We start from the raw sequence: 24,247 nt of genomic DNA on the forward strand, positions 1-24,247 counted from the left end.
GCTCCCCAACCGGAGCGGGTTTTTTTTTGCCCGATTCACGGCTGGAGGTAGGCTGCCCACAATGCATTGGACAAGCGCCCGCCTGGGTCGACCCTGCGTTTGATTTCCCGCAATTGCTGTGCTTCCGGGTAGGCACGTTCGAACTGGCTGCGGGTGGCATGCAGCTGGTAGGGCAGGTAGTAGCGGCCGCCGAAGGCCAGGGCGGTCTCGATCATCTCGCGGGTCCAGTCGCCGGCGCGGCGTTGCGCCTCGGCGTGGGTGCGCTGCTTGTAATAGACAACGAAGGAAAACACCTCTTCCTTCGCCCATGGCAGCAGCGCAGTGCTATCGGCCGGGGAATGGCGCACCGACACGTTCAAGACCCGGGCTCCGTGCTTGCGGATCACGGCCGCCATCGCACGCGCATAGGCGGCGAAGTGCCGCACCGGGATGAAATATTCCTGCAGCACATAGGTCGAGATGCTGCGGGTGCGCGGTTCCAGCTCTCCGACGTCGAGGCTGGCTTCGTGGTTGCGCCACTTCACGGCCGGGCGCGCCAGCAGCAGCGGATGGATCAGTTTACTGCGCAGCAGGTCGCCGCGCGGCAGCTCAGTCATGGCGAACAGCGCGTTCTGTTCCAGCCCGTAGGACTGGCCGCGCGGCACCAGGCGGGCGGTTTCCGTCAGCGCCTTCGTGCTGCGGCGCCAGGACACCGCCACCGGCGCATCGAACAGCGGCGGCAGCAGGTCGGCGTTGTGGAAGACGCAGTCGCCTTGATCGGCCATGCGCCGGAACCAGGCGGGATAGTCGTCCAGCGAAACCTCCTCGACCTGGCGTTCGATGCGGGTGTTGCGGGCCAGGTCGAGTTCCACTTCGGTGATGATGCCGACGGCGCCATAGCCACCCACGGCCGCACGAAACAGCTCGGCATTCCGGCTGCGCGTCGCTTCCACCACCGAACCGTCCGCCAGCACCAGCTGCAGCGCGCGGACCGAATTCACCACCGGCCCGTTGCCGACATAGCGTCCGTGTGCGTTCACGGAGACCGCGCCGCCGACAGTGAAATTCGCAAAGCTCTGCATGGTGTGCACGGCCAGGCCGAGCGGATCGAGCGCGTCCTGCAGCTCGCGCCAGCGCATCCCGGCCTGGACCCGGGCTGTCTTCGCCTGCGGATCGAGGAGCAGGAGCCGGTTCATGCCACGCATGTCGAGGTGCAGTCCGCCCCGGATCGCGACCTGGCTGCCCATGCTGTAGCGACCGCCGCCGACTGCGATCCGTCCCGGCCAGTCGCGCACGGCCTGCGCCACCTCCTCGGTCGAGGCAGGCGCCGCGACGCGCGCCACTTCCACCGGGTACAGCCCGGTGACATTCGGGATCAGGATGCCGGGCGCGGCCACGGCCGGTAGCGGCGACAGGCTCAAGAGGCCAGCCCCGGCCATGGCCTGGACGAGGAAGCGGCGGCGCGAAGGATGCATGTGCGGATTGGAGAAAGTTGTCGGACCTGCAGCTTGCCCCGAGCTGCCCCGCACCGCCAAGGACAAGCGCCGGCGGTAGCATGGCCCGATACCCCGGGTATCGTACGGGGCCAAAAAAAGATCAGGAAGAGAATGCTGTAAGTGAATCAGCGCACGGAGCGCACCCGGCGCAGGCCCTATAGTGGAACCGTCTCTTTCAGGACATCCCTAGTTTTGGACTTCACCCGCTCCTCACCGAGCGGGTTTTTTTTCGCCTCCGCGAAAATATCCCGGCATTGCGCTTTGTGTGAGTCAGCGCACCGAAGCAGGCTCATCGAACCCCTATAGTGAAAGCGTCTCTTTCAGGACATCCCTAGTTTTGGACTTTGCCCGCTCCCATCGAGCGGGCATTTTTTTTGACCTGTTGGTCAAATGGTCACGCTAGAGCAGGGCGGTGGTCAGGCTCTTTACTTCGTCGGCCGATTCCGCCAGCACTTGGGCCAGGGTGCCTTCGCCGATGGTGAAGTCGATGGTGGCGGCCGAGTCGAGCGTGCTGGCGCCAGGGCGGATGCGCAGCGGAGAAGGGAAGGGGGCCAGATCCTTGGCCAGCAGCAGGGTGTCGCCCAGGGTTTCCGGCGGCAGCGCGCGCATGCCGTTCCACAGCGCCTCGATGGCGCCCATCACCGGCACCGGCACGCCCAGCTTGAGCAGCACGCCGCGGCCGATCGCCACCTGGCCATGTTCGATCCATTCCTCGGCGCAGTCGTCCGCCAGGCCAGGGAATTCCTCGGCGCGCGAGAGCAGGTAGAAGCCGCCGACCTCGTGCACGATGCCCGCGAACATCGCGGTTTCCGGGTCGACAAAGGAGACGCGGCGCGCGATCACCTGGGCCAGCGCGGCCACGTGGGCCGAGTGGATCCACAGGGCGTCGGCCTTGGCGCGCAGGTCGGGGTCTGCGATTTCGCTGGCCAGCTGGCGCACGATGACGGAAGCGGCCAGCGCCCCGAGGGTGCGGAAACCGACCCGCTGCACGGCCGCGCGGACGTTGGTGACGTCGTGGCCGGCGCGGTTGTAGGCCACCGAGTTGGCGATCGCCACGGTGCGCGCCGCCAGCAGGGGCTCGGCCTGCACCAGGCGCGCCGCCATCTCGGTATGGCAGTCGGGCTCGCCCAGCGCGCGCTGCAGCTTGAGCGTCGCGTCGACGTTCGTTGGAAAGCTGAGTTCGCCACGGCTTGCCTCGGCGGCGATGCTCTTGAGGGCAGTGAGTCGGTCCATCCAAAAATTATACCCCTATCGCCACGTCCGGCAATGCGGAAGTTGCTTAGGGGCTATTTTAGGCTTCGCCGAAGATGGCGTCGCAGCCTTCCCTTTGTTCTTCGGTATCCTGCAGTTCGTCGACCAGGCCGAGGTCGAGCAGCTCTTCGGTCGCGTTCATGAAGCTGTTGAGCTTGGTCGCGCCGATGAGGCGGTAGATCTCGCCGGCTTCGTTGCGCACGCCGATCAGCATGGCTTCCTGCCTGACTTCGTCCAGCGGAGCGATGTCCAGCAGGATGTTGCCGATGATGTGCTTGTCAAAATGGGCAGGCTTTTTGCCTTCGATCAGGGATGTTTTCAAGGCAATTCCTTTGCTTGTGGAGAGTGGGGAGGAACGCCGGCGGCGATCTGGTCACGCAATCTGCGCAGCACGCTTTCCAGCGCGTCGAAGTCGGCCTCGCCATACTGTGCGAACAATTGCTTGCCGTGCGCGACCACCTTCGGGAACACATCGGCGAACACCCCTTCGCCCGCGGGGCTCAAGCGCACGAAGAAGGAGCGCTTGTCGTCGCTGCTCTGTTCGCGCAGCACCAGGCCTTTCTGCTCCAGCCGTTCGATCACGCCGGTGAGCGTGCCCTTGGTGATCAGGGTGCGCTCGCCGAGTTCCTTGTAGCTCATGCCGGGCGTGTTGCCCAGCGTGGCAATGATATCGAACTGCGCGTGCGTCAAGCCGTGCTGGCGCACGGACTCGCCGGAAAAACGCTCGAAGCCTTGCATGCACTCGGCCAGCAGCCGGACACTCTTTAAATATCGTTCCCCCATGGGGCAGGATTATAGCTGGCCACCGCGGTTTTGCCGGATCGGCATGTGCGGCGGACGGAACGGCGGGAAATGGTCTCCGATGTTCTCCGGTATGATGTCGGGCCATGCGACCCGCCCGAATCCGCCCCGATGCAGCCTGCTGACCTGTCCCAACTGGCACAGGAACGGCCGCTGCGTGTGCTGCTGGTGAATGCGGGCGAGCCGGACATGCTGACCTGGTCCGGCCTGGTCCAGCCGCTGCGCCTCGCGGCCAAGCTGCTGGGCCCGGAGCTGCTGCACGTCGACGTGCGCAGCCCCGACAAGTTCAGCGCCGACGCCGGTCGTCACTGGCACCTGGTGCTGCTGGTGGCGGACGAGGCCGAGGCCGCCCTGAAGCCCGCCAACTGCCGCGCCCTGGTCGAGCGCTGCCGCGCGGCGCCGTTCTGGGGCGGGGTCGGCGCCGGCGTCTTGTGGCTGGCCGACGCCGGCGCGCTGCACGGCGTGCGCACCGCGCTGCCCTGGGCGCTGTATCCGGACACCAACGCGCTGGCCGAGCAGGCCCTGTTCACCCCCAACCTCTACGAATTCGACCGCAACCGCCTGACCTGCTGCGGCGGTGCGGCCAGCATCGACTTCGCCCTGACCCTGGTCGAGACGATCTTCGGCGCCACGGTCCAGGCGCAGGTGAAGGAAATCCTGTGCGTGGACCGGGTGCGCGGCAAGGACGAGCGCCAGCGGGTGGCGCTGCAGGCCAGGTTCGGCACCCTGCAGCCGAAGCTGACCGAGGCAGTGGCCCTGATGGAAGCCAACATCGAAGAACCCCTGTCCACCGACGAGATCGCCGGCCTGGCCGGGATTTCGCGGCGCCAGCTGGAGCGCCTGTTCAAGCAATACCTCGGCAGCCTGCCATCGCGCTACTACCTCGAACTGCGCCTGCAGCGTGGACGCAAACTGCTGCGCGACACCAATCATTCGATCGTGCAGGTTGGGCTGATGTGTGGATTCTCCTCGGGATCGCACTTCTCGACAGCTTTCGGCGCACTGTTCGGCAACACACCCCGCGAAGAGCGCCGGCGCCGCCTGGCCGAATAAGGCGCCCGACCCCGCACGATCGTACGTGCGGCACTGTTCCATTTCCAACCTTTTATTGCTTGTCATGGCAGCTGCCATGTTCAGGCTGAACTGTCACATTTCCAGAAAAATTAACGGATTTGACGACACATTTGACAATGCGTGTTTTCAGAACAACAGCTTGTTCATGAATTTTGATTTACATCAAGCATTTAGGAATTTTGTTCTAGGGAAATAAATAATGCATCACTACAATTTATATCAGCAAATCCGTCAATTTCCATCTTGTCCGGGATTTGCCGAGCAACTCTCTCAACCTGAATGCAGATCGAAACATGAAAAAAAATACCATTTTCGCCGCGCTGGTCCTGCCCTTAGCCATCGCGTCCGCCCATGCCCAGACCTCCGGCGCCCGTATCAGCGGCTTCGGTACCGGCGCCCTGACCGTCTCGGATGAAGACAAGGCCGAGTTCGCCCGCCCGAATCAGTCCAGCGGCGTTCGCAAGGATCCGCGTACCGGCGTCGACTCGAACCTCGGCCTGCAGGCCGACTACGCGGTCAACGACTGGCTGTCGCTGACCGGCCAGGGCCTGGTGCGCAAGGACGGCGAAGACAACTTCGGCGCCGAACTGAGCTGGGCCTTTGCCAAGTTCAAGCTGTCTGACCAGCTGAGCGTGCGCGCCGGCCGCATGGGCCTGCCGGCTTTCATGATTTCGGACTACCGCAATGTCGGCTACGCCAACACCTTCGTCCGTCCGCCTTCGGAAGTGTATTCGCAGGTGCCGCTCAACAGCGTCGACGGTGTCGACCTGACCTGGGCCCAGGAATTCGCCGGCACGACCTTCACCGCCCAGCTCGCGGCTGGCCGCAGCAAGGCGACCATCACCGGCGGCGCACACGCGGATGCCAGCGACGTGCGCGCGCTCAACCTGAGCGCCGAGCGTGGCCCCTTCACCCTGCGTTTCGGCCGCACCGAAGCCAAGGTGACCATTGACGATTCCGCCTCGCTCAACACCCTGGTCTCGACCTTCGACAACGCCGGCAACACCTTCAGGATCAGCCAGCTGAACGACATCGCGCGCCTGGTCGAGAACAAGAAAAAGAAGGGCACCTTTACCTCGGTCGGCCTGAGCATGGACTGGAACAACATCGTCGCCCAGACCGAATACGCCAAGCGCAAGCTGCCGGGCATTTCGGATGCCACCGACTCCTGGTACGCGATGGCCGGCTACCGCATCGGCAAGCTGCTGCCTTACTACACCCACGCCAAGCTGTCGTCGAAGAGCAGCTTCGTCAATACCTTGCCGACCGCTTGTGCCACCGGCGCCGCCGCGGCCTGCACCCCGACCGTGCGTTCGCTGCGCGGCACCGTGGACAGCCTGCGCGCGAATGCACTCGGCCAGTCGCAGTCCACCGACACGCTGGGCCTGCGCTGGGACTTCGCCAGCTCAGCCGACATCAAGTTCCAGGTCGACCGCATCAAGCCGCAAGGCAAAGGCCTGTTCGTGCAGGCGCAACCGGGCTTCAAGGGCCCGGTGCTGGTCGGCACCGTCGCTGTCGACTTCGTCTTCTAAGGAGCACCCAATGAAACAAGTGATTCAGGCAAGTATCGCCGCCCTCAGCTTCGCGCTGGCCCTGCCGGCCATGGCCGAAGTCGTCGTGATCGTCAACCCGAAGGCCGCCGAGGCAACGATGAGCAAGGACCAGGTCGCACAGGTCTTTCTCGGCAAGCAGGGCGCCCTGACGCCGGTTGACCAGTCGGAAGGCGCCGCCGTCCGCGGCGAGTTCTACAAGAAGGTGACCGAGCGTGAACCGGCCCAGGTGAAGTCGCTGTGGTCGAAGCTGGTGTTCACCGGCAAAGCCACGATGCCGAAGGAAGTCGGCGACAGCGCCGCCGTCAAGAAGGCCGTCGCCGCCGACCCGAAACTCATCGGCTATATCGAGAAGAGCGCACTGGACGGCAGCGTCAAGGCTGTCTATACGGCTCCGTAATCCACCCCTAGCCAGCGGCTAGTCCGCCCAGCCCCCGGTTCGCCGCGGGCTGGGCGGCATTTCAGGAAGCGAACACATGAGCATCAAGCGCAGGATCTGGGCATTGCCGGTCATCTCGGCCATCATCTTTGGACTTGGAGTCGCGGCAAGTGCCAGCTTCGCGACGGGTGCCCTGGATTCCATCCATACCACCGAAGACACCGATTATCCCGTGCTCGATACGGCCAAGGCGCTGCCGGCCGATATCGAAGCCATCACCAACGGCCTGCGCGACGCTGTCGCCGAAGGCGACAAGGCGCGTATCGCCCAGTTCGATGCGCAGGCCGCCAAGGTACGCGCCCGCATCGCCGCGCTCGCACAACTCGAAGGCATGGCCGCCACCGGCCAGGGTCTGGCGAAGTCCTTCGACGCCTACTATGCCCCGGCCCTGTCGGCCACCAAGATCATGCTCGAGCTGGAGCAGGGCGACCCCCAGGCCACCGTGGCGCGCATGCAGGACGGACTGGCTGCCCTGAACAAGGATGTGGCCCGTTTCGGCGAGAGCGCCCAGCGCCAGTTCAAGGCCGGCATTGCGCGCAGCGCGGACAGTGTCCGGAGCGTGCTGATCGCCATGGTCGGCGCCGCCCTGCTGGTGGTCGGCGCACTGGCGCTGGTGTCGTGGTTCGTGGTGCGCACCATCTGGCAGCAGCTGGGCGGCGAGCCGGAATATGCGCGCGACATCACCCGCGCCGTGGCGGCCGGCGACCTGTCGATGGAGATCCGGACCGACGCCGGCGACCAGCAAAGCCTGCTGGCTGCACTGCGCGACATGCGCGAGCGCCTGGCCGGCATGGTGGCCGGCATCAAGGAGTCGGCCGACACCATTGCCGTCGCCAGCAGCGAGATCGCCAGCGGTAATGCCGACCTGGCCAGCCGGACCGAAGCCCAGGCCGGCAGCGTGGAGAACACCACGCGCGCCATGGAATCGCTCACCGAGACCGTGCGTACCAATGCGGACAATGCCGACGAGGCCAATGCGCTGGTCGTCGAAGCCAGCGGCATTGCGCTGCGCGGCGGCGAAGTGGTGGGCAGCGTCGTGAGCACCATGGGCGCCATCAATGCCTCGTCCCGCAAGATCGTCGAGATCATCTCGGTGATCGATGGCATCGCGTTCCAGACCAATATCCTGGCGCTGAATGCGGCGGTGGAAGCGGCGCGCGCAGGCGAGCAGGGACGTGGCTTTGCGGTGGTGGCAAGCGAGGTGCGCAACCTGGCCCAGCGCAGCGCGGCGGCCGCCCGGGAAATCAAGGAGCTGATCGGCGATTCGGTGGCAAAGGTCGATGCGGGCACCGCGCTGGTCGACGAGGCCGGCGCCACGATGGACCAGATCGTCGCTGCGGTGAGCAAGGTGCAGACGATCATGGCCGAGATCAGCGAAGCGGGCCAGCGCCAGCGCAGCGGCATCGAACAGATCGGCGGCGCGATCGGCAGCGTGGACCAGATGACCCAGCAGAACGCGGCCCTGGTCGAGGAAGCGTCGGCCGCAGCCGAATCGCTGACCGAGCAGACATCCCACCTGGCCACTGCGCTCGCGGTGTTCAAGCTCGGCACATCAGTGGCGCCGGCGCGCCATGCCCGTGCGGACGCCCGCCTGGTACTGGGCGCTCCCGCCCGCTGAAGCGGCGGCGGCGGGAGGCCTCGCTCCCGCCGCTTTCTGCTGATGTGGTGATAATGACAAGCATGCCTGGCCTCCTGCGCCGTACGCCCGTGCGGCGCGTGCACGTTTCCCCCGACCAAAAATGAAAATGGCTGTCGCACTTCTGCAAGAACTTGTCAGGTAGCGTTTCTATAATGGCTCGATCCTGCGCGGCGTTTCGCCCTGCACAACCGACTTATAGATGAGGAAGAAGCCATGAACGCAAAGCTTGATTCGGGTGTCACCACGCGGCCTGTCACTCGGCAGACCTTCGACGAAGTCCTCGTCCCGACCTACGCCCCGGCCGCGATGGTGCCGGTGCGCGCCGCGGGCCTGGACCTGTGGGACCAGGAAGGCAAGCAGTATCTGGACTTCACCTCGGGCATCGCCGTCTCCAGCCTGGGCCACTGCAATCCGCAGATCGTCGCTGCCCTGACCGAGCAGGCCAACAAGGTCTGGCACCTGGGTAACGGCTACACCAACGAGCCGGTGCTGCGCCTGGGCCTGGCCCTGACCGAAGCCACCTTCGCCGACCGCGCCTTCTTCTGCAACTCGGGCGCCGAAGCCAACGAAGCAGCCCTGAAGCTGGCTCGCAAGTACGCCCACACCAAGTTCGGTCCGCACAAGTCGCGCATCGTGTCCTTCCTGTCGTCCTTCCACGGCCGCACCCTGTTCACCGTTTCGGTGGGCGGCCAGCCGAAGTACACCGAAGGCTTCGAGCCGCTGCCGCAGGAAATCAACCACATCCCGTACAACGACATCGAAGCCGCGCGCGCCGCCATCCTAGATGACGTCGCGGCCGTGATCGTCGAGCCGATCCAGGGCGAAGGCGGCGTGATCCCGGGCGACCACGCCTTCCTGAAGGCGCTGCGCGAACTCTGCGACCAGACCGGCGCCCTGCTGGTGTTCGACGAAGTGCAGTCGGGCGTGGGCCGTACCGGCGCCTTCTACGCCTACATGGATACCGGCGTCACCCCGGACATCCTGACCTCGGCCAAGGCCCTGGGCAACGGCTACCCGATCGGCGCCATGCTGACCACCGAGGAAATCGGCAAGCACTTCAACGTCGGCTCGCACGGCACCACCTATGGCGGCAACCCGCTGGCGGCCACCGTCGGCCTGAAGGTGGTCGAGACCATCAACCAGCCAAGCTTCCTGGCGCGCGTGAAGGAAGCGAGCAGCAAGATCTTCGCCAACCTCGAAAAGCTGGCCGGCGAGTACCCGCAGCTGTTCGGCAAGCCGCGCGGCCAGGGCCTCCTGATCGGCCTGCCGATGGCCGGCGAATACAAGGGCCGTTCCAAGGACTACACCAAGGTCTGCGAAAAGCTCGGCCTGATGCTGCTGATCGCCGGTCCGGACGTGGTGCGCCTGGCGCCGGCGCTGATCGTGTCGGACGAGCAGATCGCGCAAGCCGACCGCCTGATGCGCGAAGCCGTCGAAGCCTTCATCGCGGGCTGATCCCCAGCCTGCCTGCGGCCGGCCAATCCTTCGGGTGCGGCCGGCTTTGCCGTTTTGAGTTGAACCGTTTGCTCCATCTTAGGGAGTTCGCATGTATGTAGTTCGTCCGGTAGAGCGCGGAGATATCGGCGCCCTCGAGGCACTGGGGGCGGTGTCGATCCCCGGCGTGCACACGCTGCCGCGCACGCGCGAGGCCATCGTCGCGGCGGTCGAGCGCTCGATCGCCTCGTTCGCCGCCCACGTCGACATCCCGAGCGAGGAGTCCTACCAGTTCGTGCTGGAAGACCTGCGCACGCATGAGGTGGTCGGCACCTCGTCGATCCACGCCTCGGCCGGCTCGAACGGCACCTATTTCGCCTTCCGCAACGACGTGATCCAGCAGGTGTCGCGCGACCTGAACATCAGCCACAGCGTGCACGCGCTGACCCTGTGCTCGGAACTGACCGCGTATTCGCACCTGTCGGGCTTCTACATCCGCAACCGCGACAGCGCCGGCCTCGAAGCCGCGCTGCTGTCGCGCGCGCGCCTGCTGTACGCCGTGCTGGCGCCGCAGCGCTTCGGCGACCGCTTCTTCGTGCCGCTGGCCGGTGTCACCGATGGCGAGGGCCAGTCGCCGTTCTGGAACGCGCTGGGCCGCAAGTTCTTCAAGATGGACTTCCTCGACGCCGAGCGCGTCATCGACGGCGCCCGCAACCGCACCCTGATCGTCGAGCTGATGCCGCACTACCCGGTCTACGTGCCGCTGCTGCCGGGCGACGCCCAGGCAGCGCTCGGCCAGATCCACCCGAGCGGCCAGCTGGCCTTCAACCTGCTGACGGAAGAAGGCTTCGAGGCCGACGAGTACATCGACATTTTCGATGGCGGCCCGATCCTGCAGGCCCACAAGAACGCGCTGCGCTCCGTCTGCGCGTCGCAGTTGCGCCAGGTCGAGAACGCCGGCCGCGCCGCCGGTTCCGACGAGCTGGTCACGTATGCGGTGGCCACCAGCGAAGCGAACTTCCGCGCCGTCATCACGTCCTGTCCGCCGGTCGATTCGGCGCAGGCCATCTGCCTGTCGCGCGACGCCCAGCAAGCGCTGGGCGTGTCCGCCGGCGACAGCGTTACCTGCGTGCGCATCTGAGAGAGGAACCGATGCTCGTAATCCGTGCAGTAAAAACCGACGACCTGGACGCCCTGATCGAGATGGCGCGCCAGGCCGGCAGCGGCATGACCACGCTGAAACCCGACCGCAAGATGCTGGGCGACCGCGTCGCCACCGCGGTGGCTTCGTTCGACGAAAGCATCCCGCCCGAGCAGCGCGACTACATGTTCGTGCTCGAGCACACGGGCGACCGCAGTATCGCCGGCGTGTGCGCGATCAAGGGCGCGGTCGGCCTCACCGAGCCGTTCTACAACTACCGCATCGGCACCCTGGTGCACTGCAGCCGCGAACTGAACGTGTTCACGCGCATGGAGACCCTGTACCTGTCGAACGACCTGACCGGTGCCTCCGAACTGTGCTCGCTGTTCCTGCTGCCCCAGTACCGCGCCGGCTTCAACGGCAAGTGGCTCTCCAAGAGCCGCTTCCTGTTCATCGCCCAGTTCCAGCAGCTGTTCACCGAGAAGATCATCGCCGAGATGCGCGGCTTCCAGGACGAGAACGGCGTATCGCCCTTCTATGAAGGCCTGGGCCGTCACTTCTTCAAGATGGATTTCGACCACGTCGACGGCCTGACCGCGATCGGCAAGAAGTCCTTCATCGCCGAACTGATGCCGCGCCAGCCGCTGTACGTCGACTACCTGCCGGAGTCGGCGCGCGAAGTGATCGGCAAGGTCCACACCTCGACCCAGCCGGCGCGCAAGCTGTTGGAAAACGAGGGCATGCACTACGAAGGCTACGTCGACATTTTCGACGCCGGCCCGGTGCTGCAGGGCCGCGTGTCCGAGCTGCGCGCAGTGCGCGACAGCGTCTTGGCTATCGCCGAAGAAGGACACGGCGAGGGCGAAACCGAGCACCTGCTGGTGTCGAACACCAAACTGACCGATTTCCGCATGATCCTGACCCGCGGCGTGCCCGGCGCCGCCCGCATCGCACTGTCGGCCCAGGAGCTGTCGCAGCTGCACGTGCAGGCGGGCGACGAAGTACGCACGCTGCCCCTCAACACAAGGAAGAACGCGAATGCCTAATCTCTCGAACTACATCGGCGGCGAGTGGCTCGCCGGCAGCGGCCCGGAGCTGGCCACCATCGATCCGTCGACCGGCAAGCAGACCTGGACCAGCAATGCCTCCACTGAGGAAGACGTTGCGCGCGCAGCCACGGCGGCCCGCGATGCCTTCGAAGCCTGGGCCCTGACGCCGCTGGAAGAACGCATCGCCATCTGCACCCGCTTTCGCGACCTGCTCAAGGAGCACAGCGAGGAACTGGCGTCCATCATCGCCGAAGAAGTGGGCAAGCCGCTGTGGGAAGCGCGTACCGAAGTGACGACCATGGCGAACAAGATCGACATCTCGGTCCAGTCCTATGGTGCCCGCACCGGCGAGCTTGCTTCCAAGGTCGCCGACGGCAATGCCGTGCTGCGCCACCGCCCGCACGGCGTGTTCGCCGTCTATGGCCCGTATAACTTCCCCGGCCACCTGCCGAACGGCCACATCGTGCCGGCCCTGATCGCCGGGAACACCGTGGTGTTCAAGCCGAGCGAATATGCGCCGCGCACCGCCGTGAAAACCGTGCAGCTGTGGGAGCAGGCCGGCCTGCCCAAGGGCGTGCTGAACCTGGTCAACGGCGGCCGCGACACCGGCGTGGCCCTCGGCCAGCAGCCGGATATCGACGGCATCCTGTTCACCGGCAGCAGCCAGACCGGCATGGCCCTGCACAAGCAGTTCGGCGGCAAGCCGGGCAAGATGCTGGCGCTGGAAATGGGCGGCAACAACCCGCTGGTGGTATGGGATATCCCGAGCGATCCGAAGCTGCTCGACGCCGCCGTGCACCACGCCGTGATGTCGGCCTTTATCTCGGCCGGCCAGCGCTGCACCTGCGCGCGCCGCCTGATCATCCAGGATTCGCCGCAGGCCCAGGCCTTCCTCGAGCGCCTGGTGCAGGTCGCATCGACCCTGCAGGTGGGCCCGTCGAAGGCCGAGCCGCAGCCCTTCATGGGACCTGTAGTCTCCGCAGCCGTCGCCGCCCGCCTGGTGCAGGCGCAGGCCGACATGGCCGCGAAAGGCGGCAAGGTGCTGTTGCCGATGAAGCAGCTCGACCCGAACGCAGGCTTCGTCACGGCCGGCATCGTCGACACCACCGACGCGCAAGGCATCCCGGACGAAGAGTGGTTCGGCCCGCTGTTGCAGGTGATCCGCGTAAAGGATTTCGATGAAGCCCTGCGCGTAGCCAACGCCACCGAGTACGGCCTGGCCGCGGCGCTGCTGTCGCCGTCGGAAGCGCTGTGGAAGCGCTTCTCGGTGCGCGCTCGCGCCGGCATCGTCAACTGGAACCGCCCGACCACCGGCGCGGCCAGCTCGGCCCCGTTTGGCGGCGTCGGCAAGTCGGGCAACCATCGCCCGAGCGCCTATTACGCCGCCGATTACTGCGCCTACCCGGTCGCCTCGATCGAGACGGCGGAACTCGAACTGCCGGCCAAGCTGTCGCCGGGCCTGACCTTTTAAACTATGCGTATCGCTCGCGAATACAACTTCGACGGCCTCGTCGGCCCATCCCACAACTACGCCGGCCTTTCGTTCGGCAACGTCGCTTCGTTCAGCAACGTGCGGAGCGCCTCCAACCCGCGCCAGGCCGCCTTGCAGGGCCTGGCCAAGATGCGCGAGCTGGCGGCGCGCGGCTTTGCCCAGGCGGTGATGCCGCCGCAGGCGCGTCCCAACTTCCGCCTGCTGCGCCGCATCGGCTTTTCCGGAACCGATGCCGACGTGCTGGCGCGCGCCTGGCGCGAAGCGCCGGTGATCCTGGCCTGTGCCTATTCGGCCGCGCCGATGTGGACCGCCAACGCGGCCACCGTCAGCCCGTCGAGCGACACGCTGGATGCGCGCGTGCACTTCACGCCGGCCAACCTGAACAACAAGCTGCACCGCTCGGAAGAGTACGTGCAGGCCACGCGCATCCTGCGCGCCATTTTCGCCGATTCGAGCCGCTTCGTGGTGCATGACGCGCTGCCGCCGGTGCCGGCCTTCGGCGACGAGGGTGCGGCCAATCACACGCGCTTTGCCAGCGCCCACGGCGCCCCCGGCGTCGAGTTCTTCGTCTACGGCCGCGCCGAGTTCGACCCGTCGGCCCCGAGCCCGAAGAAATACCCGGCGCGCCAGACCCTGGAAGCCTCGCAGGCGGTGGCGCGCCTGCACGGCCTGGACCCGGCGCGCACCGTGTTCGCCTCGCAGAACCCGGACGTGATCGACCAGGGCGTGTTCCACAACGACGTGATCGCGGTCGGCAACGGCAACGTCCTGTTCTACCACGAGCAGGCCTTCTTCGACGAAGCCCTGACCCTGGATGCGCTGCGCCGCGCCATGGCCAGCGTCGACACCGACCTGGCGCCGGTGCGGGTGGCCTCGAGCGAAGTGCCGGTGGCCGACGCCGTGGCCAGCTACCTGTTCAACAGCCAGCTGCTCACCAGACCGGACGGCCGCATGGCGCTGGTGGTGCCGCACGAATGCCGCGAGAATGCGGCAGTCGCGCGCTTCCTGGCGGAGACAGTGGCGGGCAGCGGCCCGATCGACGAGCTGATCGAGTTCGACCTGCGCCAGAGCATGCGCAACGGCGGCGGGCCGGCCTGCCTGCGCCTGCGCGTCGCCCTCACCGAGGACGAGGCGCAGGCCATGCACGGCGGCGTGATCATGACCGAAACCCTGTATGCGCAGCTGGTGGCCTGGGTCGAGAAGCACTACCGCGACCGGATCGAGCCGAAGGACCTGGCCGACCCGCAGCTGGCGATCGAATGCGCAGCCGCCCTCGAGGAACTGGAACGCATCCTCGGCCTGCCGGGTCTTTACGACCTGTCGTAAGCCTGCTGCACACGCACATGCATGGCGGGTGACCCGCTGCGAAGGGCATGTTCTAATAACGGATTGTCGCGCCCCGTAATAAAAGGCGCACGCGGAATTCGGACGGGACACCCCCGTCCATATAAAGCCAGGGCGGCGCGAAGCCATAAGCTAGAGCGCCCCGGGCACACAAACTTTGGAGAAGTAACATGAACGACATGTCTCAAGATTTGCGCAACCAGACGCTTACCCTGGTCAACGCAAACCAGCCCGCCGGCGCCAATGCGCAGGTGAGTAGCCTGATCAGCGCCTGGCTCGGTTCCCTCGACGACGAAGACCTGGCCGGCACCGCGCCGCGCAGCCTGGCGCCCGTGCTGTGGGAGGGATTCTCGCAACTGGCCCAGCGCAGCGGCGCCGGCTGCCAGATCGCCACGATGCGCTATTCGGACGGCCGCGGCGGCATGGCGACTGCCCTGCTGATCCTGAACGAGGACATGCCTTACCTGGTCGATTCCTTTGTTATGGCCCTGCGCAAGGAGCGCCAGACCGCCAGCGGCGTGATGAACGCCGTGCTGCCGGTGCGCCGTGACGCGAACGGCCTGGCAAGCGCCGTCGGCGAAGCCGGCGCGCCACTGGAATCGATCGTGCTGATCCTGATGAGCGACGAGCTCGAATTCTCCGAACTGGATGCCCTGACCGCGCGCATCCGCATGGTTGCCAACGACGCCGCCACCGTGCACCGCGACGCCGTCAAGATGGCCGACCGCATGACCGCGGTGGCTGCAGCCGCCGCCCAGGCCGGCACTCCGGAAGGCCAGGAAGTGGCCGCCTTCCTCGAGTGGGCCAAGAACGAAGGCTTCGAGCCCTTCGGCTACGCCTACTACATGGTGAAGGAAGGCGTGCGCGAACTCGAACGCGACATCCCGAGCCGCATCGGCGTGCTGGCCGACACCACCCACCCGGTCTACGGCACCTGCCTGGCCAACATCCCGGGCGACTTCGAAACCCTGTCGCGCCGCGCCGACACCCTGTCGATCGTGAAGGCCGACGTCGAAGGCACCCTGCACCGCGACCAGCCGCTCGACTTCATCGGCGTGCGCAATACCGATGCCCAGGGCAAGATCCTGGGCGAGCACTGCTTCGTCGGCCTGTTCACCCGCGCCGCCACCGCGACCCCGCTGGCGCGCCTGCCGTTCGCACGCGGCCGCGTGGCCAAGGTGCTGTCGATCGCCGGCGTGCGCCAGGAAGGCTTCCGCGCCGAGAAGTTCGTCGAGATCCTCGAGTCGCTGCCGCGCACCGAAGCGCTGGAAGCCGACCCGGAATGGCTGGCCCAGGTGTGCTCGTCGGTGGTCTCGCTGTACAAGCAGCCGCGCCCGAAAGTGTTCGCGCGCCGCGACGTGTATGCGCGCCACCTGAACGTGCTGGTCTACCTGCCGCGCGAGCGCTACAGCGCCGCCGTGGCGTCCAGCCTGGCCGCCGCCCTGAAGGACAGCTCGGGCGCACGCGAGGTGCGCGTGCAGACCCTGGTGGCCGACGGCCCGCTGGCGCGTGTCTACCTGATCGCCCAGGCCGCCCGCTACCCGCTCGACCTGGAAACCGACATCCAGCAGCCGCTGCTGGCCGTGCTGGATGGCTGGCACGACCGCTTCGCGGCCATCTCCAACACCATCGAAGACGCCGGCATGCGCAGCAGCCTGCGTAAACTCGGCGCCAACCTGCCGGTCAGTTTCGTCACCAACACCGCGCCGGAAACCGCCTTCCGCGACCTGCAGGCCGTGCTCAAGAACGGCCTGAAAGACCGCGTGGCCGTGCGCGTGGAGCCGGGCGACGACGCCAACGGCATCGACGCCTCGATCCGCATGTACTCGGGCGAGACCGTGCCTTCGCTGTCGCGCATCCTGCCGGCCCTGCAGAACGCCGGCATCGCGGTCGACCGCGAGCAGACCTGGAGCATCAAGAACCCGGACGGCAGCATCCACAACGTGACCGCGCTGGCCGTGGACGACGAGAGCGGCGCCAAGCTGGTCAAGCCGGGCATCATCCCGGTGGCCGAAGAGCTGTTCACCGCGCTGTTCAACAACGAGGCCGAAGACGGCCGCATGAACGGCCTTACCATCGAAGGCGGCCTGTCGCTGCGCGAAGTGCAGCTGGTGCGCGCCTACATCAGCTACTGGCGCCAGCTCGGCTCCAAGTTCTCGGTGCGCTACATGGCCGAGACCCTGCGCACCCAGCCGGCCCTGGTGAAGGAATTCGTCACCGGCTTCCTGCTGCGCTTCGATCCGAAGCTGGGCGACTCCGAGCACAGCACCGGCACCGCCAAGCTGGCAGCATTGAAAGCCGGCCTGTCGACCGTGAACCACGCCGACACCGAAGAAATCATGGCGGCCCTGGTGGACCTGGCCCTGGCCACCGTGCGCACCAACTACTTCCAAAACGACGGCGAAAAGATCATCTTCAAGGTCGACACCAGCAACCTGGCGCTGGCGCCGGAGCCGCGTCCGTACCGCGAGATCTACGTGTTCTCGCGCCGCTTCGAAGGCGTGCACCTGCGCGGCGGCCCGGTCGCCCGTGGCGGCCTGCGCTGGTCGGACCGCATGGAAGACTACCGCACCGAAGTGCTGGGCCTGGTGAAGGCGCAGATGGTCAAGAACGCCGTCATCGTGCCGGCCGGCTCGAAGGGCGGTTTCGTGTGCAAGCAGATGCCGAGCGGCGCCCCGCGTGAAGTGGTGGCGGCGGAAGGCGAAGCCTGCTACCGCGAATTCATCGCCAGCCTGCTGGAAGTGACCGACAACCGCGTGCGCGGCGCCATCGTCCCGCCGGAGAACACCGTGCGCCACGACCAGGACGACCCCTACCTGGTGGTGGCCGCCGACAAGGGCACCGCGACCTTCTCGGACATCGCCAACAGCATCGCCGTCAAGCGCGGCTTCTGGCTGGGCGACGCGTTTGCCTCGGGCGGCTCGAACGGCTACGACCACAAGAAGATGGGCATCACCGCCAAGGGCGCGTTCGAAGCCGTCAAGCGCCACTTCTACGAACTGGGCCACGACATGAGCAGCACCCCGGTGACCATGGTCGGCGTGGGCGACATGTCGGGCGACGTGTTCGGCAACGGCGTGCTGCTGTCGCGCCAGCTCAAGCTGGTGGCAGCCTTTGACCACCGCCACATCTTCCTGGACCCGACTCCGGATGTCGCAGTGTCGTTCAAGGAACGCGAGCGCATGTTCGCGCTTCCAAGGTCGTCGTGGGAAGACTACGATAAAAGTCTGATCTCGCAGGGCGGCGGCGTGTACCCGCGTACCGCGCGCTCGATCGAGCTGACCCCGGAAGTCCGCGCCGCCCTGGACATCAAGGAAACCTCGCTGTCGCCGGAAGAGCTGATGCACCGCATCCTGCTGGCGCCGGTGGACCTGTTCTACAACGGCGGCATCGGTACCTACATCAAGTCCTCGAACGAGACCCACGCCCAGGTGAAGGACCGCGCCAACGACCGCATCCGCGTCAACGGCAACGAACTGCGCTGCAAGGTGGTGGCGGAAGGCGGCAACCTGGGCGCGACCCAGGCCGGCCGTATCGAATTCGCGCTCGCCGGCGGCCGCATCTTCACCGATGCGATCGACAACTCGGCAGGTGTGGACTGCTCGGACCACGAAGTCAACATCAAGATCTGGCTGGACACCGAAGTCAACGCTGGCGAACTGCCGGAAGCCGACCGTAACCGCGTGCTGAACGAGATGACCGGTGCGGTGGAAGACCTGGTCCTGCGCGACAACACGCTGCAGACCCACCTCCTGACCCGCGAAGCGCAGGCGCAGGCCACTGCCTCGGTGGTCGATGGCTACGCCGCATTGATCACGAACCTGGAATCGGAAGGCGCCGTCAACCGCGAGCTGGAACAGCTGCCGAGCGACACCGAGCTGCAGCGCCGCAAGGCACTGGGCCTGGGCCTCTCCGCGCCGGAGCTGGCGGTGGTCATCGCTAACGTGAAGAACCGCTTCAAGCGCACCCTGTCGGCCATCGACCTGACGGGTGAGACCTGGGCGGATTCGCTGCTGCGTCCTTACTTCCCGGCCCAGCTGGTCGCCACCCGCGATCCGCTGAAGCACCCGCTGGCCAACGCCATCCTGGCGACCGTGCTGGCCAACGAAGCGGTCAACCGCTGCGGTCCGCTGATGCTGCGCGACCTGGCTGCCGAGCACCGCGTCGACGAGACCGAAGTGGTCAAGGCCTGGGCGCGCGCCTGGTCGGCGCTGCACCTGGCGCCGGTGTTCGACGCGCTCGACGCCGATGCGCTGAAGGTCCCGCGTGACGTCTCGATGGCGGTCGACGCGCGCACCCGTGCGCTGCTGCGCGCCGTGATCGAAGGCGTGCTGTCGCTGCCAGCCGGCACCGACGGCATGAACGAGCTGTCCACGCTGTTCGGCCAGGCCGAGCAGCTGCGCGGCCTGAGCCCGGCCCGTTCGGAAGCCGACGGCCACAGCGGCCTGCCGTCCACCTTCACCGCGGCCTGGAAGGCGGTCGAGACCATCGAGTCGCTGGCCACCTTCCTGTTCGCTGCGGTATCGGTGCAGCGTCCGGCCGGCATGAGCCTGGCCCAGTTCCTGCAGGTCGGCATGGCGCTGCGCCAGCAGGCCGGCATCGACACGCTCGAGCGCGGCCTGAAGCTGCCGGCGCAGAGCAAGTCGCAGGAACAGCTGCGCAACTACGCGATGCAGGCCCTGCGCCGCACCCAGCAGCGCCTGCTGCTGCAGGTGATCGAGCGTGCCGGCCAGGGCGGCGACCCGCTGGCAGCCGTCAAGCAGGTCACCGAAGCGCGCGGCCTGACCGGCTTCGCACAGCCGGTCGAGCTCGAGCAGGCCATGCTGGACGTCTGGGCGCTGTCGGAAGGTTCGAGCCCGGACCGTCTGGCTGCGTAAGCGGATGAGCGGCGCTGACAACGCTGCGCTGCCGGAAGCGGTGCGCGCACTGGCCGAAGCTGATTTCGGTGCAGTCGCGCAGCGCTTCGCGGAGGCTGGCTTCAAGGTCAGCCTGCCGGCTGCAGGCATCCTCACGGTGAAGGCGGATGTTGCTGATGCAGCCCGTCCCGCCGTGCTGGTGTCGGTGGGCGTGCATGGCGACGAGACCGGACCGATCGAGATGGTGGCCTGGCTGATCGAGGCCCTGTCGCGCACCCCGCGCGAATTGTCGGTGGACCTGATGCTGTGCGTCGGGAACATCGACGCGATCGCGCAGGGCAAGCGCTTCATCGATGCGGATCTGAACCGCATGTTCCGCGCAGAACGCGGCTCGCTCGCCTCTGCCTTCGAGGCGGCGCGGGCCGATGCGCTCATTGCCGCCACCTGCGCTTTCTTCGAGGGCGCCGGAGCGCAGCGCTGGCACCTCGACCTGCACACGGCGATCCGGCCTTCGCACTATCCGATGTTCGCGATCGTGCCCGAGATCATTGCCGACGCACCGCGCAAGCTGCTCATCGACTGGCTGGGGGAGGCGGCGATCGGCGCCGTCATCATGAACCCGAAGTCGGTCGGCACCTACAGCTACTACTCGTCGGAGCACCATGGCGCCGCGGGCAGCACCGTGGAGCTGGGGCGGGTCGGAACGCTGGGGCAGAACGACCTGTCCCAGTTTGCCGATGCCTCGAAAGCGCTCGACCGCCTGCTGCGCGGGCAACCGGCAGGTAGGGTCAAGGCTGCGCCGCACGTGTTCGCGACGGCAAGGCAGGTGATCAAGCTGTCCGATGCCTTCAGCATGTCGGTGGGGCGCGAGACCTGGAACTTCACGCCGATGAAGAAGGGCGAGGTGATCGCGACGGATGGCGATACCGTGTACAAGGTCGAACACGACGAGGAGCTGGTCGTGTTTCCGAATCCGGATGTGCGGGTCGGCCTGCGCGCGGGCTTGATGGTTACGCGCATCGGCTGACGCATCGACTGACTGCGGGCAAGCTCGCAGCATCCAAATCTTCCTGGCGCTAGACTGGGGCCTTTGCATCTCGCGGAGGCCTCATGTCCAGCATGCTTTTCTCCCCAGTCACCCTGGGTCCCCTGCAACTCCCCAATCGCATCGCCATCGCGCCGATGTGTCAATACTCCGCCGTCGACGGCCTGCCGACCGACTGGCACATGATCCATCTGGGCGGCCTGGCCCTGTCCGGCGCCGGCCTGCTCATCATCGAAGCGACGGCCGTCACGCCAGAAGGCCGCATTTCGCCGGATGACCTGGGCCTGTGGTCAGACGCGCACCAGGAAGCCCTCAAGCCCATCATCGCCGCCATCCGGCGTCATTCGCCGATCAAGGTCGCGGTCCAGCTGGCCCATGCCGGCCGCAAGGCCTCGAGCGAGGTGCCGTGGGAAGGCGGCGCCAACATCCCGCCAGGCCAGCCGCGCGGCTGGCAGACCGTCGCGCCCTCAAGCCTGCCCCACGCGGAAGGCGAAACCGTGCCGCTGGCGCTCGACCGCGAAGGCCTGCAGCGCATCCGCGACGGCTTCGTGCAGGCTGCCCGCCGCGCCCATGCGCTCGGCCTGGACGGCATCGAGCTGCACGGCGCCCATGGCTACCTGCTGCACCAGTTCCTGTCGCCCCTCTCCAACACGCGCGAGGACGACTACGGCGGTTCGCTCGAGAACCGCATGCGCTTCCCGCTGGAGGTCTTCGATGCCGTGCGCGCCGCCGTACCGGAAGAGATGGCGGTGGGCATGCGGATTTCGGCCACCGACTGGGTCGAAGGCGGCTGGGAGATCGAGCAGAGCGTGCGCTTCGCGCGCGAGCTGCAGGCGCGCGGCTGCGACTTCATGCACGTCTCCAGCGGCGGGTTGTCGCCGCTGCAGAAGATTCCCGTGGCCCCGGGTTACCAGGTCGAGTTCGCGCAGCGCATCAAGGCGGAGACCGGGATGCCGACCGTCGGCGTGGGCCTGATCACAGAGGCGCAGCAGGCGGAAGACATCCTGCAGCAGGGCCAGGCCGACGTCATCGGACTGGCGCGCGCCATGCTGTACGACCCGCGCTGGCCCTGGCATGCCGCGGCCCAGCTGGGCGACCAGGTGTTCGCGCCGCCGCAGTACTGGCGCTCGCAGCCGCGCGAATACAAGGAGCTGTTCGGCAGTACGCGCCTGGGGCAGCGCTAGCCGACGCGTCGGCGTTCGCGCCGCCCAGGCGCAGCTCAGCCGGCATTTTTTGCAGCCTGTCGCATGGAGGAGGCAGCAGGGTGGGGTGCTTGTTAGAGTGGCATCTGTCAACAACCACACAGGATTCATGCCATGCGTTCGCTCATTGCCCTTGCCACCCTTGCCGCCGTTGCCTCCCTGGGCGGTTGCGCCATCATCGTCGCCCCAAATGACGGTGACGTGCGGATGCACACGGTGTTCAGCAGCAGCGCGGTCGAAGGCAACGGCATCGCCGCGCGCGACCAGCGCCAGGTGGCGGCGCATGGACAGCTCGACGTGAGCGGCTCGATGCAGGTCGAGGTGCGGGTCGGCCCGGCGCCTTCGCTGCTGGTCGAAGCCGACGGCAACCTGCTGCCCTACATCCGCACCGAGGAGCGCGGCAACACCCTCAAGATCTACAACGAGCGCCAGCTGCGCAGCCAGACCCCGGTGCGCATCGTCTACACCACGCCGCGCCTGAGCGACGTGAATGCCTCCGGCTCCGGCCAGGTTGTGGTGCGCGACCTGAACGGCGCGCCGCTGGAAGTGCGCAAGAGCGGTTCCGGCCAGGTCCGCCTGGCGGGCAAGGTGGATAGCCTGCTCGCGCGCGTGAGCGGCTCGGGCGTGCTCGATGCGGGTGAACTCAAGAGCGCCAGCGCCGACCTCGGGCTGTCGGGCTCGGGCCGCATGAACATCGGTGAAGTCCGTGGCGACTACCTGCGCGCCAGCGTGTCCGGCTCAGGCGTGCTGCAGGCCGGCGGCACCGTGCGTTCGCTGAACGCCCGCGTGGCCGGTTCCGGCAGCGTGGACCTGGCCGGCCTGTCGACCCAGGACGCAGACCTCGCGGCCGACGGCTCGGGCGGGATCCGCGCCACCGTCAAGCAGTCGCTGATCGCCCATGGCGGCGGCTCGGGTGGCATCCGCGTGTATGGCCACCCGGCGCAGCGCAGCGTCAGCGGCCGCAACGTGCACCTGATCGACTGACATCCGTAGGGTGGGCGGCTTTGCCGCCCACGCGGTGACACGTAAAGCGAGGGAAGCTTAGAGCAGGTTGTCCAGCAGATCCGGACCGAACACCTCGCGGTGCAGGCGCGCCGCCGGGGCTCCTGCCGCCAGCAGGGCATTCCACTGCGCCTGCATGAAGGGCAGCGGACCGCACAGGTAGACGTCGGTCTCTTCGCGCGGCCACGAAGGCAGGCGCGCCAGGTCCATCTTCCCTTTCAACACGCCGGCTGTATCCTCTTCCTCGTAGAACGTCACCACGTTCAGGTGCGGCATGCGCGCCTTGGCATTGGCAATGTCATCCTGGTGCGCGTGGTGCGCCGCATGGCGTGCGGCGTGCGCGAAGATCACGCGGCGCTCAGGGTTCACCGCCGCGATGCGGTTCAGGGCCGCGATCATCGGCGTAATGCCGATGCCCGCCGACAGGAACACTACCGGCTCGTTCGATTCGGTATCGGGCAGGAAGTCGCCGAACGGGTGGGTCACCTGCAGCAGGTCGCCCACATTCACGTTCTGGTGCAGCCAGGTCGACACTTCGCCCGCGGGATGGGCGCCACCATCCTCGCGCTTGACCGAGATGCGCAGGCTGTCCTTGCCGTTGGCGTCCGACAGGCTGTACTGGCGCAGCTGGCGATGGCCGTCGGCGAAGTCGACCGCCACGCTCACATACTGGCCCGGCTTGAACGGGGGCAGGGCGGCGCCGTCCGCCGGATTGAGCCGGATCGAGATCACGTTCTCGCTTTCGCGCTTTACTTCCGTCACGCGCATGGCCCGGGCCTCGCCCGGCTGCACGCCGGCTTCCTCGTACATCTTCGCTTCCTCATCGATCAGCAGGCGCGCGAGCGACGTATAGGCCTCTTCCCAGGCCTTCAGAAGCGGCTCGGTGGCGGCGTCGCCCAGCACCGACTTGATTGCGCCGAGCAGGTGATGGCCGACGATCGGGTAGTGGTCGGCGCGGATGCCCACCGACGCGTGCTTGTGCACGATGCGGCTTACCACCGGCCCTAAAGCCGCGGCGTTGCCGATGTTGGCCGCGTAGGCAAACACCGCCGAGGCCAGCGACTGCTGCTGCACGCCGCTGGTCTGGTTACCCATGTTGAACAGGTTCTTCAGCTCGGGATGGGCGTCGAACATGCTGCGGTAGAAGGTGGTGGTGATGGCCAGGCCATGCTCGCGCAGGACCGGGACGGAGGCGTCGATGTAGGGACGTGAAGCGTTCGAGATCATGATGGGTTTCCTTATTGATGCATTAGATATGCATGTTTAAAGCCAAAAAATGGTCCGGACTGGATCGTTGTTACCGTACGGACGCGACCATTCTAGCAAAAGATGCTGAGTAAATGCATCTTTTGGAAAACTATTTTCTTGGAATATTTCAACTGCCCCTATAATCGCAGGTTTTGACCGGCGGCCGATTGCGGGCCGTCGAAGACGCCGCCAATTCAAAGGACAT

18 protein-coding genes are annotated in these 24,247 nt (G+C 66.5%); 13 read left to right on the top strand and 5 right to left on the bottom strand.

Annotated features, from left to right (window positions below; all coding sequences use genetic code 11):
- Window positions 1–35: 35 nt before the first annotated feature.
- From LK542_RS20140 to LK542_RS20155, 4 genes are all read right to left on the bottom strand, one after another.
- Window positions 36–1,454 (bottom strand): FAD-binding oxidoreductase, encoded by a 1,419-nt coding sequence (locus tag LK542_RS20140; RefSeq protein WP_227813339.1) that lies wholly within the window; start codon window positions 1,452–1,454, stop codon window positions 36–38.
- A 420-nt stretch (window positions 1,455–1,874) separates the two neighbouring features.
- Window positions 1,875–2,708: an HDOD domain-containing protein gene (locus LK542_RS20145; protein WP_227803475.1), complete on the bottom strand. Its 834-nt coding sequence runs from the start codon at window positions 2,706–2,708 to the stop codon at window positions 1,875–1,877.
- A 58-nt stretch (window positions 2,709–2,766) separates the two neighbouring features.
- Window positions 2,767–3,048 carry a hypothetical protein gene (locus LK542_RS20150; protein ID WP_227813340.1) on the bottom strand — a complete coding sequence of 94 codons (282 nt, stop codon included), beginning with the start codon at window positions 3,046–3,048 and terminating at the stop codon, window positions 2,767–2,769.
- Window positions 3,045–3,464, bottom strand: coding sequence for a MarR family winged helix-turn-helix transcriptional regulator (locus tag LK542_RS20155; RefSeq protein ID WP_227803473.1), 420 nt, complete (start codon window positions 3,462–3,464; stop codon window positions 3,045–3,047). The genes LK542_RS20150 and LK542_RS20155 overlap by 4 nt, the downstream gene beginning before the upstream one ends.
- Before the next feature lie 174 nt (window positions 3,465–3,638).
- On the opposite strand from LK542_RS20155, the gene LK542_RS20160 reads away from it, so the two are divergent.
- From LK542_RS20160 to LK542_RS20220, 13 genes are all read left to right on the top strand, one after another.
- Window positions 3,639–4,580, top strand: a complete 942-nt coding sequence (locus tag LK542_RS20160; protein ID WP_227813341.1) for a GlxA family transcriptional regulator — start codon at window positions 3,639–3,641, stop codon at window positions 4,578–4,580.
- A 314-nt stretch (window positions 4,581–4,894) separates the two neighbouring features.
- Window positions 4,895–6,133: a hypothetical protein gene (locus LK542_RS20165; RefSeq protein WP_227813342.1), complete on the top strand. Its 1,239-nt coding sequence runs from the start codon at window positions 4,895–4,897 to the stop codon at window positions 6,131–6,133.
- 10 nt (window positions 6,134–6,143) lie between these two features.
- Window positions 6,144–6,551 carry a hypothetical protein gene (locus LK542_RS20170; protein ID WP_227813343.1) on the top strand — a complete coding sequence of 136 codons (408 nt, stop codon included), beginning with the start codon at window positions 6,144–6,146 and terminating at the stop codon, window positions 6,549–6,551.
- Window positions 6,552–6,627: 76 nt separating this feature from the next.
- Window positions 6,628–8,208, top strand: coding sequence for a methyl-accepting chemotaxis protein (locus tag LK542_RS20175; RefSeq protein WP_227813344.1), 1,581 nt, complete (start codon window positions 6,628–6,630; stop codon window positions 8,206–8,208).
- Window positions 8,209–8,442: 234 nt separating this feature from the next.
- Window positions 8,443–9,684 carry an acetylornithine/succinylornithine family transaminase gene (gene astC, locus LK542_RS20180; protein ID WP_227813345.1) on the top strand — a complete coding sequence of 414 codons (1,242 nt, stop codon included), beginning with the start codon at window positions 8,443–8,445 and terminating at the stop codon, window positions 9,682–9,684.
- Window positions 9,685–9,775: 91 nt separating this feature from the next.
- Window positions 9,776–10,804 (top strand): arginine N-succinyltransferase, encoded by a 1,029-nt coding sequence (locus tag LK542_RS20185; protein WP_227803470.1) that lies wholly within the window; start codon window positions 9,776–9,778, stop codon window positions 10,802–10,804.
- Between the two features lie 11 nt (window positions 10,805–10,815).
- The gene (gene astA, locus LK542_RS20190) at window positions 10,816–11,850 is read left to right on the top strand and encodes an arginine N-succinyltransferase (protein ID WP_227803469.1); all 1,035 of its coding nucleotides are present in this window, start codon (window positions 10,816–10,818) and stop codon (window positions 11,848–11,850) included.
- Window positions 11,843–13,324 carry a succinylglutamate-semialdehyde dehydrogenase gene (gene astD / locus LK542_RS20195; protein ID WP_227813346.1) on the top strand — a complete coding sequence of 494 codons (1,482 nt, stop codon included), beginning with the start codon at window positions 11,843–11,845 and terminating at the stop codon, window positions 13,322–13,324. The genes astA and astD overlap by 8 nt, the downstream gene beginning before the upstream one ends.
- Window positions 13,325–13,327: 3 nt before the next feature.
- The gene (gene astB, locus LK542_RS20200) at window positions 13,328–14,671 is read left to right on the top strand and encodes an N-succinylarginine dihydrolase (RefSeq protein WP_227813347.1); all 1,344 of its coding nucleotides are present in this window, start codon (window positions 13,328–13,330) and stop codon (window positions 14,669–14,671) included.
- Between the two features lie 188 nt (window positions 14,672–14,859).
- Window positions 14,860–19,566, top strand: coding sequence for an NAD-glutamate dehydrogenase domain-containing protein (locus tag LK542_RS20205; RefSeq protein WP_227813348.1), 4,707 nt, complete (start codon window positions 14,860–14,862; stop codon window positions 19,564–19,566).
- A 4-nt stretch (window positions 19,567–19,570) separates the two neighbouring features.
- Window positions 19,571–20,572, top strand: a complete 1,002-nt coding sequence (locus tag LK542_RS20210; RefSeq protein WP_227813349.1) for a succinylglutamate desuccinylase — start codon at window positions 19,571–19,573, stop codon at window positions 20,570–20,572.
- Window positions 20,573–20,655: 83 nt separating this feature from the next.
- Window positions 20,656–21,774 carry an NADH:flavin oxidoreductase/NADH oxidase gene (locus LK542_RS20215; protein ID WP_227813350.1) on the top strand — a complete coding sequence of 373 codons (1,119 nt, stop codon included), beginning with the start codon at window positions 20,656–20,658 and terminating at the stop codon, window positions 21,772–21,774.
- A 132-nt stretch (window positions 21,775–21,906) separates the two neighbouring features.
- Complete coding sequence (locus LK542_RS20220; RefSeq protein WP_227813351.1) at window positions 21,907–22,776, top strand: head GIN domain-containing protein; 870 nt, start codon at window positions 21,907–21,909, stop codon at window positions 22,774–22,776.
- 57 nt (window positions 22,777–22,833) lie between these two features.
- Here the strand turns inward: LK542_RS20220 and hmpA are convergent, their stop codons facing one another.
- Window positions 22,834–24,021, bottom strand: coding sequence for an NO-inducible flavohemoprotein (hmpA, locus tag LK542_RS20225; RefSeq protein WP_227813352.1), 1,188 nt, complete (start codon window positions 24,019–24,021; stop codon window positions 22,834–22,836).
- Between the last annotated feature and the right edge of the window lie 226 nt (window positions 24,022–24,247).

The sequence above is a fragment of the Massilia sp. IC2-477 genome (assembly GCF_020707265.1).
GTDB lineage: Bacteria > Pseudomonadota > Gammaproteobacteria > Burkholderiales > Burkholderiaceae_D > Telluria.

Bases quoted from the DNA above. Each gene is read 5' to 3' on its own strand.
- LK542_RS20140 (WP_227813339.1), bottom strand. From the start codon at position 1,454: ATGCATCCTTCGCGCCGCCGCTTCCTCGTCCAGGCCATGGCCGGGGCT.
- LK542_RS20145 (WP_227803475.1), bottom strand. From the start codon at position 2,708: ATGGACCGACTCACTGCCCTCAAGAGCATCGCCGCCGAGGCAAGCCGT.
- LK542_RS20155 (WP_227803473.1), bottom strand. From the start codon at position 3,464: ATGCAAGGCTTCGAGCGTTTTTCCGGCGAGTCCGTGCGCCAGCACGGC.
- LK542_RS20160 (WP_227813341.1), top strand. From the start codon at position 3,639: ATGCAGCCTGCTGACCTGTCCCAACTGGCACAGGAACGGCCGCTGCGT.
- LK542_RS20165 (WP_227813342.1), top strand. From the start codon at position 4,895: ATGAAAAAAAATACCATTTTCGCCGCGCTGGTCCTGCCCTTAGCCATC.
- LK542_RS20170 (WP_227813343.1), top strand. From the start codon at position 6,144: ATGAAACAAGTGATTCAGGCAAGTATCGCCGCCCTCAGCTTCGCGCTG.
- LK542_RS20175 (WP_227813344.1), top strand. From the start codon at position 6,628: ATGAGCATCAAGCGCAGGATCTGGGCATTGCCGGTCATCTCGGCCATC.
- astC (WP_227813345.1), top strand. From the start codon at position 8,443: ATGAACGCAAAGCTTGATTCGGGTGTCACCACGCGGCCTGTCACTCGG.
- LK542_RS20185 (WP_227803470.1), top strand. From the start codon at position 9,776: ATGTATGTAGTTCGTCCGGTAGAGCGCGGAGATATCGGCGCCCTCGAG.
- astA (WP_227803469.1), top strand. From the start codon at position 10,816: ATGCTCGTAATCCGTGCAGTAAAAACCGACGACCTGGACGCCCTGATC.
- astD (WP_227813346.1), top strand. From the start codon at position 11,843: ATGCCTAATCTCTCGAACTACATCGGCGGCGAGTGGCTCGCCGGCAGC.
- astB (WP_227813347.1), top strand. From the start codon at position 13,328: ATGCGTATCGCTCGCGAATACAACTTCGACGGCCTCGTCGGCCCATCC.
- LK542_RS20205 (WP_227813348.1), top strand. From the start codon at position 14,860: ATGAACGACATGTCTCAAGATTTGCGCAACCAGACGCTTACCCTGGTC.
- LK542_RS20210 (WP_227813349.1), top strand. From the start codon at position 19,571: ATGAGCGGCGCTGACAACGCTGCGCTGCCGGAAGCGGTGCGCGCACTG.
- LK542_RS20215 (WP_227813350.1), top strand. From the start codon at position 20,656: ATGTCCAGCATGCTTTTCTCCCCAGTCACCCTGGGTCCCCTGCAACTC.
- LK542_RS20220 (WP_227813351.1), top strand. From the start codon at position 21,907: ATGCGTTCGCTCATTGCCCTTGCCACCCTTGCCGCCGTTGCCTCCCTG.
- hmpA (WP_227813352.1), bottom strand. From the start codon at position 24,021: ATGATCTCGAACGCTTCACGTCCCTACATCGACGCCTCCGTCCCGGTC.